This is a genomic window from Curvibacter sp. CHRR-16 (genome assembly GCF_018474005.1).
In the GTDB taxonomy this organism is placed as follows: Bacteria; Pseudomonadota; Gammaproteobacteria; order Burkholderiales; family Burkholderiaceae_C; genus Allorhodoferax.
The window spans coordinates 1-15,091 of record NZ_JAHCSH010000002.1; the positions used below are offsets into that span (position 1 = coordinate 1).

16 protein-coding genes and 1 pseudogene are annotated in these 15,091 nt (G+C 58.7%); 7 read left to right on the forward strand and 10 right to left on the reverse strand.

The annotated features are described in order from the left end of the window. Positions 1-308 (forward strand): annotated as a pseudogene (locus tag KIK84_RS03425) (histone); the annotation flags it as partial. 48 nt (positions 309-356) lie between these two features. Here KIK84_RS03425 and KIK84_RS03430 read toward each other — a convergent pair. From KIK84_RS03430 to KIK84_RS03455, 6 genes are all read right to left on the reverse strand, one after another. Beyond that, positions 357-1,244 carry a zinc-ribbon and DUF3426 domain-containing protein gene (locus tag KIK84_RS03430; RefSeq protein WP_214121605.1) on the reverse strand — a complete coding sequence of 296 codons (888 nt, stop codon included), beginning with the start codon at positions 1,242-1,244 and terminating at the stop codon, positions 357-359. A 61-nt stretch (positions 1,245-1,305) separates the two neighbouring features. Next, on the reverse strand, positions 1,306-2,184 hold the full coding sequence (gene prmA, locus KIK84_RS03435; protein WP_214121606.1) for a 50S ribosomal protein L11 methyltransferase: 879 nt from the start codon (positions 2,182-2,184) through the stop codon (positions 1,306-1,308). Positions 2,185-2,192: 8 nt separating this feature from the next. After that, the gene (accC, locus tag KIK84_RS03440) at positions 2,193-3,542 is read right to left on the reverse strand and encodes an acetyl-CoA carboxylase biotin carboxylase subunit (RefSeq protein ID WP_214121607.1); all 1,350 of its coding nucleotides are present in this window, start codon (positions 3,540-3,542) and stop codon (positions 2,193-2,195) included. A 10-nt stretch (positions 3,543-3,552) separates the two neighbouring features. Next, the gene (accB, locus tag KIK84_RS03445) at positions 3,553-4,014 is read right to left on the reverse strand and encodes an acetyl-CoA carboxylase biotin carboxyl carrier protein (RefSeq protein WP_214121608.1); all 462 of its coding nucleotides are present in this window, start codon (positions 4,012-4,014) and stop codon (positions 3,553-3,555) included. A 174-nt stretch (positions 4,015-4,188) separates the two neighbouring features. Further along, positions 4,189-4,764 (reverse strand): TlpA family protein disulfide reductase, encoded by a 576-nt coding sequence (locus KIK84_RS03450; protein ID WP_214121609.1) that lies wholly within the window; start codon positions 4,762-4,764, stop codon positions 4,189-4,191. Continuing rightward, positions 4,757-5,350 (reverse strand): hypothetical protein, encoded by a 594-nt coding sequence (locus tag KIK84_RS03455; protein WP_214121610.1) that lies wholly within the window; start codon positions 5,348-5,350, stop codon positions 4,757-4,759. Before KIK84_RS03455 ends, KIK84_RS03450 begins: the two co-directional genes overlap by 8 nt. Positions 5,351-5,460: 110 nt before the next feature. Between KIK84_RS03455 and mpl the strand changes: the two genes are divergently transcribed. Both mpl and KIK84_RS03465 read left to right on the forward strand, forming a co-directional pair. Continuing rightward, positions 5,461-6,864, forward strand: coding sequence for a UDP-N-acetylmuramate:L-alanyl-gamma-D-glutamyl-meso-diaminopimelate ligase (gene mpl, locus KIK84_RS03460; RefSeq protein WP_214121611.1), 1,404 nt, complete (start codon positions 5,461-5,463; stop codon positions 6,862-6,864). Continuing rightward, positions 6,861-7,145 (forward strand): hypothetical protein, encoded by a 285-nt coding sequence (locus tag KIK84_RS03465; protein ID WP_214121612.1) that lies wholly within the window; start codon positions 6,861-6,863, stop codon positions 7,143-7,145. Before mpl ends, KIK84_RS03465 begins: the two co-directional genes overlap by 4 nt. 27 nt (positions 7,146-7,172) lie before the next feature. On the opposite strand, the gene KIK84_RS03470 is transcribed toward KIK84_RS03465, so the two are convergent. The 3 genes from KIK84_RS03470 to tldD form a co-directional block, all read right to left on the reverse strand. Further along, complete coding sequence (locus KIK84_RS03470; protein WP_349815895.1) at positions 7,173-7,598, reverse strand: PilZ domain-containing protein; 426 nt, start codon at positions 7,596-7,598, stop codon at positions 7,173-7,175. A gap of 60 nt (positions 7,599-7,658) precedes the next feature. Next, a complete protein-coding gene (locus tag KIK84_RS03475; RefSeq protein WP_214121614.1) occupies positions 7,659-8,774 on the reverse strand; it encodes a 3-deoxy-7-phosphoheptulonate synthase in 1,116 nt (371 codons plus the stop codon). A 180-nt stretch (positions 8,775-8,954) separates the two neighbouring features. Next, on the reverse strand, positions 8,955-10,427 hold the full coding sequence (tldD, locus tag KIK84_RS03480) for a metalloprotease TldD (protein ID WP_214121615.1): 1,473 nt from the start codon (positions 10,425-10,427) through the stop codon (positions 8,955-8,957). A gap of 33 nt (positions 10,428-10,460) precedes the next feature. Here tldD and KIK84_RS03485 point away from each other — a divergent pair, with 33 nt between their 5' ends. Then, a complete protein-coding gene (locus KIK84_RS03485; protein ID WP_214121616.1) occupies positions 10,461-11,678 on the forward strand; it encodes an MFS transporter in 1,218 nt (405 codons plus the stop codon). 4 nt (positions 11,679-11,682) lie between these two features. On the opposite strand, the gene KIK84_RS03490 is transcribed toward KIK84_RS03485, so the two are convergent. Continuing rightward, positions 11,683-11,976: a YciI family protein gene (locus KIK84_RS03490; RefSeq protein ID WP_214121617.1), complete on the reverse strand. Its 294-nt coding sequence runs from the start codon at positions 11,974-11,976 to the stop codon at positions 11,683-11,685. A 151-nt stretch (positions 11,977-12,127) separates the two neighbouring features. Here KIK84_RS03490 and kynB point away from each other — a divergent pair, with 151 nt between their 5' ends. From kynB to kynA, 3 genes are read left to right on the forward strand one after another with little or no spacing between them, the layout of a single operon-like run. Then, a complete protein-coding gene (gene kynB, locus KIK84_RS03495; protein ID WP_214121618.1) occupies positions 12,128-12,760 on the forward strand; it encodes an arylformamidase in 633 nt (210 codons plus the stop codon). Positions 12,761-12,798: 38 nt separating this feature from the next. Next, positions 12,799-14,097: a kynureninase gene (kynU, locus tag KIK84_RS03500; RefSeq protein WP_214121619.1), complete on the forward strand. Its 1,299-nt coding sequence runs from the start codon at positions 12,799-12,801 to the stop codon at positions 14,095-14,097. A 10-nt stretch (positions 14,098-14,107) separates the two neighbouring features. Further along, positions 14,108-15,031, forward strand: a complete 924-nt coding sequence (gene kynA / locus KIK84_RS03505) for a tryptophan 2,3-dioxygenase (RefSeq protein WP_214121620.1) — start codon at positions 14,108-14,110, stop codon at positions 15,029-15,031. Positions 15,032-15,091 lie beyond the last annotated feature (60 nt).

The following is a 15,091-nucleotide window of genomic DNA, read 5'->3' on the forward strand; positions in this document are numbered from 1 at the left end:
CCGCTCCAGCCAAAAAGGTAGCAGCCAAGAAAGCCGCTCCCGCCAAGAAGGCCGCAGCTCCTGCTAAAAAAGCAGCCGCTCCAGCCAAAAAGGTAGCAGCCAAGAAAGCCGCTCCCGCCAAGAAGGCTGCAGCTCCTGCTAAAAAAGCAACCGCCCCTGCCAAGAAGGCCGCAGCTCCTGCTAAAAAAGCAGCCGCTCCAGCCAAGAAAGCCGTTGCCGCCCCTGCGAAAAAGCCCGCAGCCCCCAGCGCTCAAACCACTTTGAGCCCCCAAGCTGCATGGCCCTTTCCAACAGGGAACAAACCTTGAGAAAAAGGCTTTGCCTTTGTAAAAAACCCAAGCCTTGCTTGGGTTTTTTTATGGATAAAAAGCAATCAATCGATAACCAGAAACCACTTTGTCTGCATCAGGCAAGCTGATTTCCAAAGCAAACTCGGTCGCTGCCAACTCTTGTGCTGTCAGGGTCTTTTTGGCCCCCCAGACCTGCTCGGGCAACAAGACTTTGCGAACCACAGGTTTTTCTTGGGTATCCGTCAATGTCAACTCCAAGGCAGGTGCAGCCAACTGCATGGCTGAACGATTGCGGATTTCAGCCTGAATTTGGTAAACCTTGCCACGCAGTTTGACAAAAGACGAGCTCTCCAGCATGAGTGCTTCAACATCGCGCCAAGGATGCAGCGCGCATCCGGTACTGGCACACACTCTCTGCCACAGTGACTCCACCGCTGGTGACGCAGCAGCCATGCGATCGCGCTCACGCCATACAAATTGCCCCACCAATGCGGTAGAGAGCAGTATGGCAAAAGCCAAGGTGAGGCGGCGCTTCCAAACACTGATTGGCGCTGTACCCTGCATGAATGAAGGCACCGATGGCTCTGCCTCATGGTGCACAGCAGGGGTCCCGAGCTGCTCAAGCTCTTCAGTCCAAGGCTCAGAGACCAGCAAAGGCTCCGTATCGGGCATCAAGGACGTCGTTACCTGCTCAGGCGTGGCCACCGCACTAGGGCGAGCACCGTCCACTGGTGTGGCGGGGACGCTTGGCGTTTCTCGCCCAGTGGCTTGGACTCGCACCTCTGGCTGGGGCGATACATCCAAGTGAATGGACTTGGGATCTATGAGGTGTGCTTGGGCATCAAATACCTCATCGCATTGGCCACAACGAACCCACCCCTCTGACACACGCAATTGGTCTGGCACGACCTTGAACATGGTCATACAGGCTGGGCATTGGGTGATCAGACTCATACCGCCATTGTAGGGAGTCCAGACCATCCCACAGTAGCCACTCGCCCGTGCAGTGGTGCCGTTAGAAAGATGCGGTCATCAAAATCCAGCCATCTTCACTATCGGCCACTTGCAACGCGCAATAAGGTGCGTATGCGGCCTTGAGTTCATCGGCTTGGCGCTCCAAAATGCCTGCCAGCACCAGATGCCCGCTGGCTTGCACATGCGCACACAGCAGTGGTGCCAGCACCTTGAGTGGGGTGGCCAAAATATTGGCCAGTACCACCCCGTATTGGCCTTGGGCCAGTTCCGGCAAACCTGCTTGCACAGTCACACCATTGGCTTGGGCATTCTGCAAAGTGGACTCCACGGCTGCATCATCAATGTCCACGCCTGTGATGGAGGCCGCGCCGTACTTGGCAGCACCGATGGCCAAAATCCCAGAACCACAGCCGTAATCCAACACGCGCTCAGGCATGGCATTGCGCGCTATCCAGCGTAAACACATACGCGTGGTGGGATGCGTGCCAGTGCCAAAGGCCAAACCTGGATCGAGACGGATGATGTGCTGCGCTCCTGCTGGTGGCTCGTGCCAAGTTGGCACGATCCAGAACTCGGGCGTGATTTCCACCGGGGCAAACTGCGACTGGGTCAAACGCACCCAGTCTTGGTCTTGCACCTGCTCAATACCCACTGTGCTGCAATCTTCGTAAAAAGGCTGTGCTTCCAACACTTCTTGGGCATAGGCTGCGGCTTTTGCCTCGCTGAACAAGGCTGTGATGCGTGAGCGGTTCCAACCCGCTTTGGGCGGGGGCATACCGGGCTCCCCAAACAAAGCCTTTTCTGCATCGGTTTGGGCATCCGCATCTTCCACACTCACGCTCAGCGCATCGAGTTCATCGAGCGCATCGCTGAGCAGTTCTACCTTGTCCTCGGGAGCCAACAACCGCAATTCAAACATAGCCATCCTTAGCGCTTGCGCTGTTCCAACCAGTGCTCAAGGTAGTGGATGTTGGTTCCACCTTCGTTGAACTTGGCATCCACCATCAAATCACGGTGCAATGGAATGTTGGTCAAGATGCCTTCCACCACGGTCTCGGCCAATGCAGTGCGCATACGGGCAATGGCTTGCTCACGGGTGTCGCCGTGCACAATGATTTTGCCCACCATGGAGTCGTAATTGGGGGGCACGAAGTAGTTGTTGTACACGTGCGAATCCACGCGCACGCCAGGGCCACCGGGTGCATGCCACAGTGTCACGCGACCGGGTGATGGAATGAACTTGTACGGATCTTCCGCGTTCACGCGGCACTCGATGGCATGGCCACGCAGCGTGATGTCGCGCTGGGTAAAGGGCAACTTTTCACCAGCAGCCACCATGATTTGGGTCTTGACGATGTCAATACCGGTCACCATTTCGGTCACAGGGTGTTCCACCTGCACGCGGGTGTTCATTTCGATGAAATAAAACTCACCGTCTTCGTACAAGAACTCGAAGGTACCAGCACCACGGTAGCCAATGCGCTTGCAGGCGGCGACACAACGCTCACCAATGCGCTCAATCAACTTGCGGTTAATGCCCGGCGCAGGGGACTCTTCCAACACCTTTTGGTGGCGGCGTTGCATAGAGCAATCGCGTTCACCCAAATACACGGCGTTCTTGTGCTTGTCGGCCAGCACCTGAATTTCCACGTGGCGTGGGTTCTGCAAGAACTTTTCCATGTAGACCGCAGGATTGCCAAATGCTGCTTGCGCTTCGGCCTTGGTCATGGTCACCGCGTTGATCAGGGCCGCTTCGGTGTGCACCACACGCATACCGCGTCCGCCGCCACCGCCTGCCGCCTTGATGATGACGGGGTAACCAATGGATTTGGCAATGCGCTTGATTTCTGCAGGGCTTTCAGGCAATTCACCTTCCGAGCCAGGAACGCAGGGCACGCCAGCCTTGATCATGGCCTGCTTGGCCGACACCTTGTCCCCCATGATGCGGATGGACTCGGGTGTAGGGCCGATGAACTGGAAGCCACTTTGCTCAACGCGTTCAGCAAAGTCTGCGTTTTCACTCAAAAAGCCATAACCGGGGTGAATCGCTTCTGCATCGGTCACTTCGGCAGCCGAAATGATGGCAGGCATATTCAGATAACTTTGACCCGATGGTGCTGGGCCAATACAAACCGCTTCTTCGGCCAATTTCACGTATTTGGCTTCACGATCCGCTTCGGAATACACCATCACCGCCTTGATGCCCAGTTCGCGGCACGCACGTTGGATGCGCAAGGCAATCTCGCCACGGTTGGCGACCAAAATTTTCTTGAACATGGTCTGGTGCTTATTCGATGATGAACAGAGGTTGGCCGTATTCCACGGCTTGGCCGTTGTCGCACAGAATTTGTGTCACGGTGCCAGACTTATCGGATTCAATCTCGTTCAGAATCTTCATCGCTTCCACGATGCAGATGGTGTCACCCTCTTTCACCACGCTGCCCACTTCCACAAAAGACTTGGCGCCGGGTGCCGATGCACGATAGAACGTACCCACCATGGGGCTCTTGACAGTGTGGCCTGTGACGACAGGCGCTGCTTCCACCGCAGGAGCAGCCGCTGGCGCTGCTGCGGGAGCCGCTACTGGCGCTGCCGCCATGGGCGCTGCATACACTGGAGCGGCCACCGCCACTGCACCCGTACCCCCCTTGACAATGCGCACCTTGCCTTCGGCTTCGGTGATTTCCAACTCAGACACATTGGATTCAGACACCAGATCAATCAGGGTTTTGAGTTTACGAAGGTCCATGAATACTCCATCAAACCGGAATTTAACGAAAGCGCGACTGTAGCGCAGAAATGCACCAATTCGCGCCGAAAATCACTGATCTACAGTCAAAAAATAATAACTTCGATCATCTTTACCTGCATCCAAAAACTGGGCGAGGCGAGAAAAGCCCGTCGCAGGGCTAGAGAGAGGTCTCTATTTTAGCGCCTTCCAAGCAGCCAAATCCCCCTCTTGCAAGCGACCCATTTTGCGCTGCAGCACGCGCCCTTGTGAATCCAACACGATGGTAAAGGGCAAGCCCCCCACCAAATTACCCAGCGTGCGCGACAGGGCAATGCCTGCCGTATCCACCACCGCAACCGGATAGGTCACAGGATGTTGGGACAAAAACCGCTGCACCGACTCCATTTTGTCGGCGGCCAAACCAAGCACCTGCCAACCTGCGCCTTGGGTTTGGGCAAAAAAATCGTCCAGCATCGGCATTTCTTGCACACAAGGCGCACACCAACTGGCCCAGAAATTGAGCACTATGGGTTTGCCACGCAAAGACTGCATGGCCAGAACGCCACCACTGGGCGTTGGCCATTGCTGCTGCCAAAGGGCGGCCAAGGCCGCATCAACGGTGGTATCGGCCATGGTATCTGCCCCATGGGCTGCAGATTGTCGCCGCCAAGACCACCACGCCACGCCTGCCGTAGCAGCGACCCCCAAACCGGCCCCCATCCAAGCCAGCCAACGGCGACGCCCTTGGTCTGCCATGCGGTCAACCATGGTGAGCCTCCAGCAGACGACTCAGTGCGGCCGCATCGCCTCTCGGTTTGCGTCCCAAGCCATCGGCTTGCAAGGCACCGCGCAAATCATCAGCGTCATATATTTGCAAATGCACTCCCACAGTGGTGTGCCACTGCGGTATGGGCACATGCACACTCAAAGCCTCTACGGGGTCGCCGTGCAGTCCCCGCATGGTATGGGGTTCGTAGGAAACGCCTGCATCGATCAAAGCAATTTCGGCCGATTTGGGGTCATCACAAAAAAGCTGGATAAACACATCACTGTGCTGCGTAGCCCAGCCGTGCCACACCGCGCCGCTGATATGCGGATGGAACACAGCCATGCGCTGCATCCACTGCAAGGCCAGTTCGCGCAGCACGCGCAACTCTTGCGGCTGCGTGTCGGCGCAAAAAATGCTGATGTATTCCTGCACGGCCTCTTCCAGCTGCAGGTTGTCGGGCAAGGGCGCACGAGCCCCCAAACCCAGCGCCTTGACCGCGCGCTGCTTGGCCGCCGCAAAGTCCAGCCCTTCTTCCACCACCCAACGTGCCGCCACAGCGGCTATTTCTGATTTCTCATCGTCCATGGCTGCATTGTGCCTGCTGCTCTGCTCCAACAGTTTTCACATGCTGTTTGCTATTGTTTTTATAGCGCCTCCAGCAATATCCACGGGCTCAAGCGGCATAAAATACCTGTATGCACATTCATATATTGGGTATTTGCGGTACTTTCATGGGCGGCTTGGCCGCCTTGGCGCGTGAAGCAGGCCATCGTGTGACCGGTTGCGATGCCGGTGTTTATCCACCCATGAGCGACCAATTGCGCGCTTTGGGAATCGAGTTGATAGAGGGTTTTGGTGCCGAGCAAATGGCGCTCAAGCCCGATGTATTTGTCATTGGCAACGTGGTCAGCCGCGCCCGCTTGGCCGATGGCAGCCCCAAATTTCCCCTGATGGAAACCATTTTGGACAGCGGTGCACGCTACACCAGCGGGCCCCAGTGGTTGGCTGAAAACGTGCTGCAAGGCCGCCATGTACTGGCCGTGGCAGGTACCCATGGCAAAACCACCACCACCAGCATGCTGGCTTGGGTGCTGGAACAAGCTGGTTTGCAACCTGGCTTTTTGGTCGGCGGTGTGCCGCAGAACTTTGGCGTATCGGCCCGCTTGGGCCAAGGCGATTGCTTTGTCATCGAGGCCGATGAGTACGACACCGCCTTTTTCGACAAGCGCAGCAAGTTCGTGCACTACCGCCCCCGCACAGCGGTGCTCAACAACTTGGAATTCGACCACGCCGATATTTTTGACAACTTGAGGGCCATCGAGCGCCAGTTTCACCACTTGGTACGCACCGTGCCCAGCCAAGGCCGCGTAGTCGTCAATGGCCTAGAAGAAAGCCTGCAACGCGTGCTGGGCATGGGCTGCTGGAGCGGTTTGCGCAGCTTTGGCGCGACCGACTCGGACTGGCAAACCCATGGTGAACCGCACGACTTTGCCGTGCTGCACCAACACCAGCCCGTAGCCCACGTGCGCTGGGAGCTGACTGGGGTGCACAACCAACTCAACGCCTTGGCCACCATGGCAGCCGCTGACCATGTGGGTGTCTCTCCCGAGCAAGCCGCAGCAGCGTTGAGTCGTTTTGAAAGCGTCAAACGCCGCATGGAGGTGGTGGCCCAAGGCGTGCTCAAAGGACAAACAGGTAGCCCCGCCGTCACCATTTACGACGACTTTGCCCACCACCCCACGGCCATTCGCACCACCATCAACGGACTACGCCGCCGTGTGGGATCTGGGCGCATCTTGGCAATTTTTGAACCCCGCTCCAACACCATGAAGCTAGGCACCATGAAAGCGCAGCTGCCTTGGAGCTTGGAAGAAGCCGACTTGGCCTTCTGCCACAGCGGCGGATTGGACTGGAACGCCCATGAAGCCCTGCACAGCATGGGCGAACGCGCCCAAGTGGCCCCCACCATTGCTGCACTGCTGGAGCAAGTCGCCCACGCCGTGCGCCCCGGTGACCATTTGCTGTGCATGAGCAACGGCGGCTTTGGTGGTATCCACGGCCTGCTGCGCAATACCTTGCTGGAAGGAGCCCCCGCGTGACCACCCCCACCCCTGACACCACCCTGACCCTGAAACTGCCCGATGGCGCGCGCTTTGCCGACCTCAAGCTACGCCGCTGTGATGACCAAGCCATTGACATGGATATGGACTTGATCACCCGCATTTGCCTGCTCAACGGCTGGGATGTGACCAAGGTGCAATCCGATCCTGGCCCCATCGTCAGCACTATTTTGAGTGTCTGGTACCGCACCCACTTGGCAGAAGGCGGTCAGCCCGATCCGGTGATGGAGTCTCTGCGCCCCCAGCGCACGCTGCACTAAAACGGAGCCCAAGCTAACGCAGCACGACTAATCGCGCAGATAGTGGCGCAATGTGTCCTCTGCGGCTTGGCTCAGGGACAAGAAATTCAGACCAATCTTGAAGCCACCGGCCTCGCGCGCCAAAACGCTGTAGTTGATTTTGGCGCGTGCAGAGAACTCGGCCACACCGTACTGCAGTACCAAGCGCATGAACACGCTGCACGTATCACCTGGATGCAAGTTCAATTGGGAGGACACGCACATGCCTGAGTCACTGATGTCCAAGCTGTATTCATCGAGCTGCGTGCCATCTTGCAGCGTCAAAATGACGTGGGTGTGTAGCAACTTGCGGTTTTCTTTGCGCCTATCGTTTGCAACTTGATGGGGCGCTGCAAACGCAGGCGCGGAATCATTCTGTTCTGATTCTGACTCGGACATAGGGTCAATACAGAAGAGGGGCTGTGGATACCCCATTGTGCAACAAGCAGGCCAGCCACCACGCAACTGGCCTGCGTTGTTACAAATCACTCTCCATCAACCACGGCGGGTTTGCACCGCTTGCGACAGCACGCTGAGCACCGTTTCTGAGTCATCCCAGCCCAAGCACGCATCGGTGATGCTGGTGCCATAAGCCAACTTGCTCGGATCGTCTTTGCCGGGTGTGAACTTTTGGGCGCCCGCGCACAAATGGCTTTCCACCATCACCCCAAAAATGCGGTGCGAACCACCCGCCACTTGGGTGGCAATGTCTTTGGCCACATCCAATTGGCGCTCGTGCTGCTTGCTGCTGTTGGCATGGCTGCAATCAACCATCAGCGTTTCAGGCAACTTGGCTTTGGCCAGCTCAGCACAGGCAGCGGCCACGCTCTGGGCATCGTAATTGGGGGTTTTGCCGCCACGCAAGATGACGTGGCAATCGGGGTTGCCTTGGGTTTGCACAATCGCCACTTGGCCGTTTTTGTGCACCGACAAGAAATGGTGACCACCTGCGGCTGCTTGGATCGCATCGGTGGCGATTTTGATATTGCCATCGGTTCCGTTCTTAAAGCCAATGGGGGCAGACAAACCGGAAGCCAACTCGCGGTGCACTTGACTCTCAGTAGTGCGTGCACCAATGGCACCCCAGCTGATGAGGTCGCCCAAATACTGGGGCGAAATCACATCCAAAAACTCGCTGGCAGCAGGCAAGCCTAAACGGTTGATCTCCATCAGCAACTGGCGAGCGATGCGCAGGCCTTCGTCGATGCGAAAGCTCTCATCCAAATACGGGTCGTTGATGAGCCCTTTCCATCCCACGGTGGTGCGGGGTTTCTCGAAATACACGCGCATGACAATTTCCAGCGTGTCCTTGTACTGCTCGCGCAGCACCTTGAGGCGGCGTGCGTAATCCACGGCGGCTGCGGGGTCGTGGATGGAACAAGGGCCGATGATGACCAGCAGCCTGTCATCCTTGCCCGCCATGATGCGGTGGATGGTCTTGCGCGTGTCGGTCACCAGCTTTTCCATGGCCGTGCCGCGGATGGGGAAGAAGCGGATCAGGTGTTCGGGAGGAGGCAACATGGTGATGTCCTTGATACGGGCGTCGTCGGTCTGGCTGGTGCGATCGGCAGGTTGCTGCTGGCCTGCCCAAGCGGTTGCTGCGTCTGTCATGCGGTGGCTCCTGGTCTGAATAGGTAAAAAAAAACCGCCGGGGGTGCCGGCGGTTGGGTGTCTGGGTACTTTTCTGTCTTGGTACGTTCAGACCTCTCGACCGCCGGTGCAGCCAGAGAACCAAAAGTAACCAAAGAAGAAAGATGTCTTGAACATGGGGTTCAATGTAGCACAACTTTTTTACGCAGTACCACCGACGGTTAAACCATCGATGCGCAAGGTGGGTTGCCCCACACCGACGGGCACGCTTTGGCCTTCTTTGCCACAGGTGCCCACACCGCTGTCCAGTGCCAAATCGTTGCCAATCATGGACACCTTCTTGAGGCTTTCGGGGCCACTGCCAATGAGTGTTGCGCCCTTGACGGGGTACTGAATCTTGCCGTTTTCCACCCAATACGCTTCGCTGGCCGAGAACACAAACTTGCCACTGGTGATGTCCACCTGACCACCGCCAAAATTGACTGCGTACAGGCCCTTCTTGATGCTTTGCACGATCTCTTGCGGGTCTTTGTCTCCAGCCAGCATGTAGGTGTTGGTCATGCGCGGCATGGGCAAATGGGCATAGCTCTCACGGCGGCCATTGCCCGTGGGTTTGACACCCATGAGGCGCGCATTCATGTTGTCTTGGATGTAGCCACGCAAAATGCCATCTTCAATGAGCACAGTGCGCTGGGTAGCATTGCCTTCATCGTCTACGTTGAGCGAGCCACGGCGGTTGGCAATGGTGCCGTCATCGAGTACCGTCACGCCCTTGGCAGCTACGCGCTGACCAACACGACCACTGAATGCACTGCTGCCCTTGCGGTTGAAGTCGCCTTCCAAGCCATGGCCTACCGCCTCGTGCAGCAGCACGCCAGGCCAGCCGTTGCCCAGTACCACCGTCATTTCGCCAGCAGGCGCAGGGCGGGCATCCAAATTGGTCAATGCCGCGTGCACAGCCTGATCCACGTATTGGCTGATTTGCTCTGGACTGAAATAGGCCAAACCAAAACGCCCACCACCGCCACCGGAACCCACTTCGCGGCGGCCGTTTTTCTCGGCAATCACGGTAACGGACAAACGCACCAAGGGGCGCACGTCGGCTGCCAAGGTGCCATCCGCACGGGCCACCAGCACCACGTCGTATTCACTGGCCAAGCCGGCCATGACCTGCACCACACGCGGGTCTTTGGCGCGGGCGAGGCGCTCCACTTCTCCCAGCAAAGCCACTTTGGCGGTGCTGTCTAGGCTGTCGATGGGGTCTAGCGCACCATACAAACTGCGGCTCTTGGCAATCTTGCTTGCTATCTTTTTACTAGCAACCTTAGCGCGTCCATCTTGGCCTGCAGCCGCAATAGTGCGTACGGTTTGGGCTGCATCAAGCAGTGATGCAGCCGATATGTCATCCGAATAAGCAAAGGCGGTTTTCTCGCCCGCTACGGCACGCACACCCACCCCTTGGTCGATGGAGAAAGATCCGGTTTTGACAATGCCCTCCTCCAAGCTCCACCCCTCGCTGCGGGTGTATTGGAAGTACAGGTCTGCATCATCCACCTTGTGCTGCTGGATGACAGCCAGCGCCCGGTGCAGGTCTTGTTCATCCAAACCAAAAGGAGATAGCAACAAATGCTTGGCCGTTGCCAGCCGTTCAAGAGTAGGTTCACGCGCAATCATTGGGCCATTGTAGGGGCTGCTAAAGTTGAGTGCATGGCTATAGCAACAACCCCAACGGCCACACCGTTTTACCTGTCTCTTCTTCTCGCGCGACTGGCAGACCAAATCCTGCTGTTCATCGTCCCTCTGGTGGTGTACCAGCACACCCAAAGCACCTCGCTCACGGGCTGGGCGTTCTTTGTGGAGTCCTTGGCGCGCTTTGGTTCCTACCCCATTTGCGGCATTTTGAGTGACCGCCACCCGCCCCTGCAGCTACTGCGCCAAAGCCAAATGTGGCGCGCTGCTGTCAGTGCCTGCGGCGTACTGCTGTGGGTGCTGCCTTACATCGCCCCGCACCTGCTGCCGGGGCACACCGACATCGTGGTGCTGGTCATTATTTCCGCTGCCTGCGGTGTCTTCACCACCCAAGGCGTAATGGGTCGCGAAGTGCTATTGCCCCTGGCATTTGAAAGCGGCCACGGGTTGCAGCGCATCGTGGCACAAACCCAAATTGCCGACCAAATCGGCATGGTGGCGGGCCCAGCCTTGGCTGGTTTGGCCTTGGCACTGCTGCCTTGGCAAGGCGTGCTGGTCATCACCGCCGTGCTGTTTGTACTGGCCGACTTATCACTCGCTTGGTGGCAACGCAGTGCCGTGATTCGCCCCCACCACGCCGCCGATGAACCCCAAAACTGGTGGCCCGCCATGCGTACAGCGCTGGGGCATTTGTGGCATGTCAAAGGACTGAAAACCGCCACCCTCATCACCTCGGGCATCACCCTCATGCTGGGCATTACACAAGCCACGGCAGCGGCCATGTTCATGGGTTGGCTGCAGCAGACACCCAGCCAATACGCCCACCTGCAAACGGGCGGTGCTATGGCCACCATCGCCGTGCTGGCGTGGATAGCCCGTAGCCAATGGCGCGGCCACACCAACGGCATGATGGCCTACGCCATGATGTGGGTTGGCGTGCTCATCACCCTGCTCGTACCCCACCCTTGGGCCTACACCGCGGGCTTTTTGCTGGTGATTGGCTTTGACAAGATGTTCGCCGTCTACAACCGCATGCTGCGCCAGCGCTTGGTGCCCGCCCAAGACCTGGGCAAAACCACGGGGGTGCTGGTGCTGCTCAACAACCTGAGCCAACCGCTATCGGGCTTGCTGGTGGGCGTATTTGCCCAAGCGGCCGATGCCAGGCCACTCATCGCCTGCATCGCCGCATGGGTGGCCGCGCTGGGCAGCCTATGGTGGTGGCAGCGCAGGGTGTGAGGGGCTACAACAGTACCTGTTTGTCGGCAAACGCTTTACCCCACACCTTGATCTGGTACTGGCGCTCCCCATACTGGAAATAAGGGTCTAGCGCCAGCAAGGCCTGCACGCGCTCCATGCTGGCTGCTTCGACCACCCACAACCCACCGGTGAAGGCACCACCGGGCTCATCACGCAGACCGCCTGCGATCAAAATTTCATCGGCATGCGCCTGCAAAAACTGCAAGTGGGCTTGGCCATGCTGCTCACGCACGGCATTCATGCTGGGGGGATCGGTAAACAACACAGCAAAACGCATGGGTATCTTTCTAAAAATGGCGATAAAAGGGTAGTTGGCTTTTGCAAAGCAAGTACTTTGTGCAAAAGAGTGCCTATTTTTTCATGGAAAACCATTAATTGTTGGAAAAAACCGACACCACGGTATTTCCAAGGCCCGTACCTTCCGGGCCATGCCAAAAACCATCTGGGACATTTCTGCGCCGGTGTACGCCGGCAGCCCCGTCTTCCCCGGGGACACACCTTATCAACAGCAATGGGGTGCCACCATCGGGCCGGGTTGCCCGGTCAATGTGGCCAGCATCACCCTATCGCCCCACGTGGGCACGCATGGCGATGCACCGCTGCACTACGACCCCGAGGGGCAAACCGCAGGCGAGCTGGATTTGACGCCCTATATAGGGCCCTGCCGCGTGATCCACGCCATCCAGCCTGCTGGTGGTGGACTCATCACCCTGGAGCACCTGCGCCACGCGCTGACCGACCTGCCGCCGCGTGTGCTGGTGCGCACCTACGAGCGCATGCCCGTAGCCCAGTGGGACAGCCAACTGAGCGCCTACCACCCTGAGACCGTGCGCGCTCTGGCCGACTTGGGCGTGCTGCTGATTGGCATAGACAGCGCCAGCATCGACCCCGCCGACAGCAAGACGCTGGACAGCCACCAAGTGATTCGCCAGCGCGGCCTGCGCGTGCTGGAAAACCTGGTGCTGGACGAGGTGACCGAGGGTGACTACGAGTTGATTGCCCTGCCCCTCAAGCTCATGAGCGCCGATGCCAGCCCCATACGGGCCATCTTGCGCCGCTGAATTTCGCTGCTGAATCTTTTTTCTTTTGGAGACCTGACATGACCACCGATTTCACCGCTCCCACGATGCTGGAGCAATGCCGCGCTTTGGATGCGCAAGACCCGCTGCGCGCCATGCGCCAACAATTTGACTTGCCTGCAGGGGTGATTTACCTGGACGGCAACTCGCTGGGCCCCCTGCCCCGCCGCACGGCTGAGCGGGTGGCGCAAGCCATCCATGGCGAATGGGGCACGGGCCTGATTCGCAGCTGGAACAGCGCTGGCTGGTTCGAAGCCCCCCAGCGCGTGGGCGACAAGATAGGCCAACTCATCGGTGCCAATGCCGGGGAAGTGGTGGCTACCGATACCACCAGCATCAACCTGTACAAGGTGCTCAGTGCTGCAATTTCTATAGCAAAGAATGACCATCCCACGCGCTCTACCGTGGTATCGGAGCGCAGCAACTTCCCGACCGACTTGTACATCGCCGAGTCCCTGTGCCGCCAGCACGGCCTGACACTGCAACTGATAGAACCCGAAGAACTGGCTGGCCTGCTGGCATCGCCCGCAGCCCCAAACATCGCGGTGCTGATGCTCACCCACGTGAACTACCGCACCGGTGCCATGCACGACATGGCCAGCGTGACCGCCGCAGCGCATGCAGCCGGTGCGCTCATGGTGTGGGACTTGGCGCACAGTGCCGGGGCGGTGCCCGTGGACTTGAACGGAGCCAACGCCGACTTTGCCGTGGGCTGTGGCTACAAATACCTCAACGGCGGCCCCGGTGCCCCCGCGTTTGCGTGGGTGAATCCGCGCCTGGCAGACCGCTTCTGGCAGCCTCTGTCGGGCTGGTGGGGCCATGCAGCGCCCTTCCAGTTCACGCCCGACTATCAACCCGCCCCCGGCATTGCCCGCTACCTGTGCGGCACCCAGCCGATACTGAGCCTGACGGCGCTGGAATGCGGGCTGGACACTTTCTTGGGCGTGCGCGACTGCGTGGCTGGCGAGCCCATGGCGGCGTTGCGCCGCAAGTCACTGGCCCTGACGGACTTGTTCATCGCCCGCGTGGAGGCGCGCTGCGCAGGCCACGGCTTGCGCTTGGTGACACCGCGTGAGCACCAGCAGCGTGGATCGCAAGTGTGCTTGGCCCGCGACGAAGGGGCTTACGCCATGGTGCAGGCGCTCATCGCCCGTGGCGTGATTGGCGACTACCGCGCCCCCGATGTGTTGCGCTTTGGCTTTACGCCGCTGTACCTGAGCTTTGAAGACGTGTGGAACGCTGCCGAACACCTGGCTCAAGTGCTGGAGAGTGGCGAGTGGCGCCAACCCGAGTTCAACCGCCAACACGCCGTGACCTGAGGAGACCTGCATGAACCACAACACCCCAACACACAGCGGCTGCCCTTTCCATAGCGGGCCGTCAGGGCTAGACGCCCCCCCACAAGCCCAGACCAACGGTGTGGGCGAAGGCATCGTGCGCGAGGAAAAAGCCCAGCTCGACTTCAGCCAGAGCATGAGCTATGGCGACTACCTGCAGCTAGACGCCATCCTGAACGCCCAAAAGCCACTCTCACCCAACCACAACGAGTTGCTGTTCATCATCCAGCACCAGACCAGCGAGCTGTGGATGAAGCTGATGCTGCACGAGCTCAAAGGCGCGATAAGCCACATCGCGCAAGACAGCTTGCCCGAAGCCTTCAAGATGCTGGCACGGGTGAGCAAAATCATGGAGCAACTGGTACACGCATGGGACGTGCTGGCCACCATGACGCCACCCGAGTACAGCGCCATCCGCCCCTACTTGGCACAAAGCAGCGGCTTTCAGAGCTACCAATACCGCTGCATCGAGTTCAGCCTGGGCAACAAAAACGCGGCCATGCTCCAACCCCACGCGCACCGCCCCGAACTACTGGCACAGGTGCAAGCCGCATACCAAGCCCCATCGCTGTACGACGAAGCATTGCGCCTGATGGCGCGCCGGGGCTTGACCGTGCCCAGCAGCCACTTGCAGCGCGACTGGAGCCAACCCTACAGCGCAGACGATGGCGTGGAGCAAGCGTGGCTGCAGGTCTACCGCACCCCCCAAGCGCACTGGGACTTGTACCAACTGGGCGAAGAACTGACCGACCTGGAAGACGCCTTTCGCCTCTGGCGTTTCCGCCACCTGACCACGGTAGAACGCGTCATCGGCTTTAAGCGCGGCACGGGCGGCACGGGCGGCGTGAGCTATCTGCGCAAGATGCTGGACGTGGTGCTATTTCCCGAGATTTGGCGTTTGCGCACGGAGTTGTAAGCAGCTTAGAAGCCAAACTAGCCTCTAACCCTTGTGCAGCAAGCTCAAGCAGCTATCAAA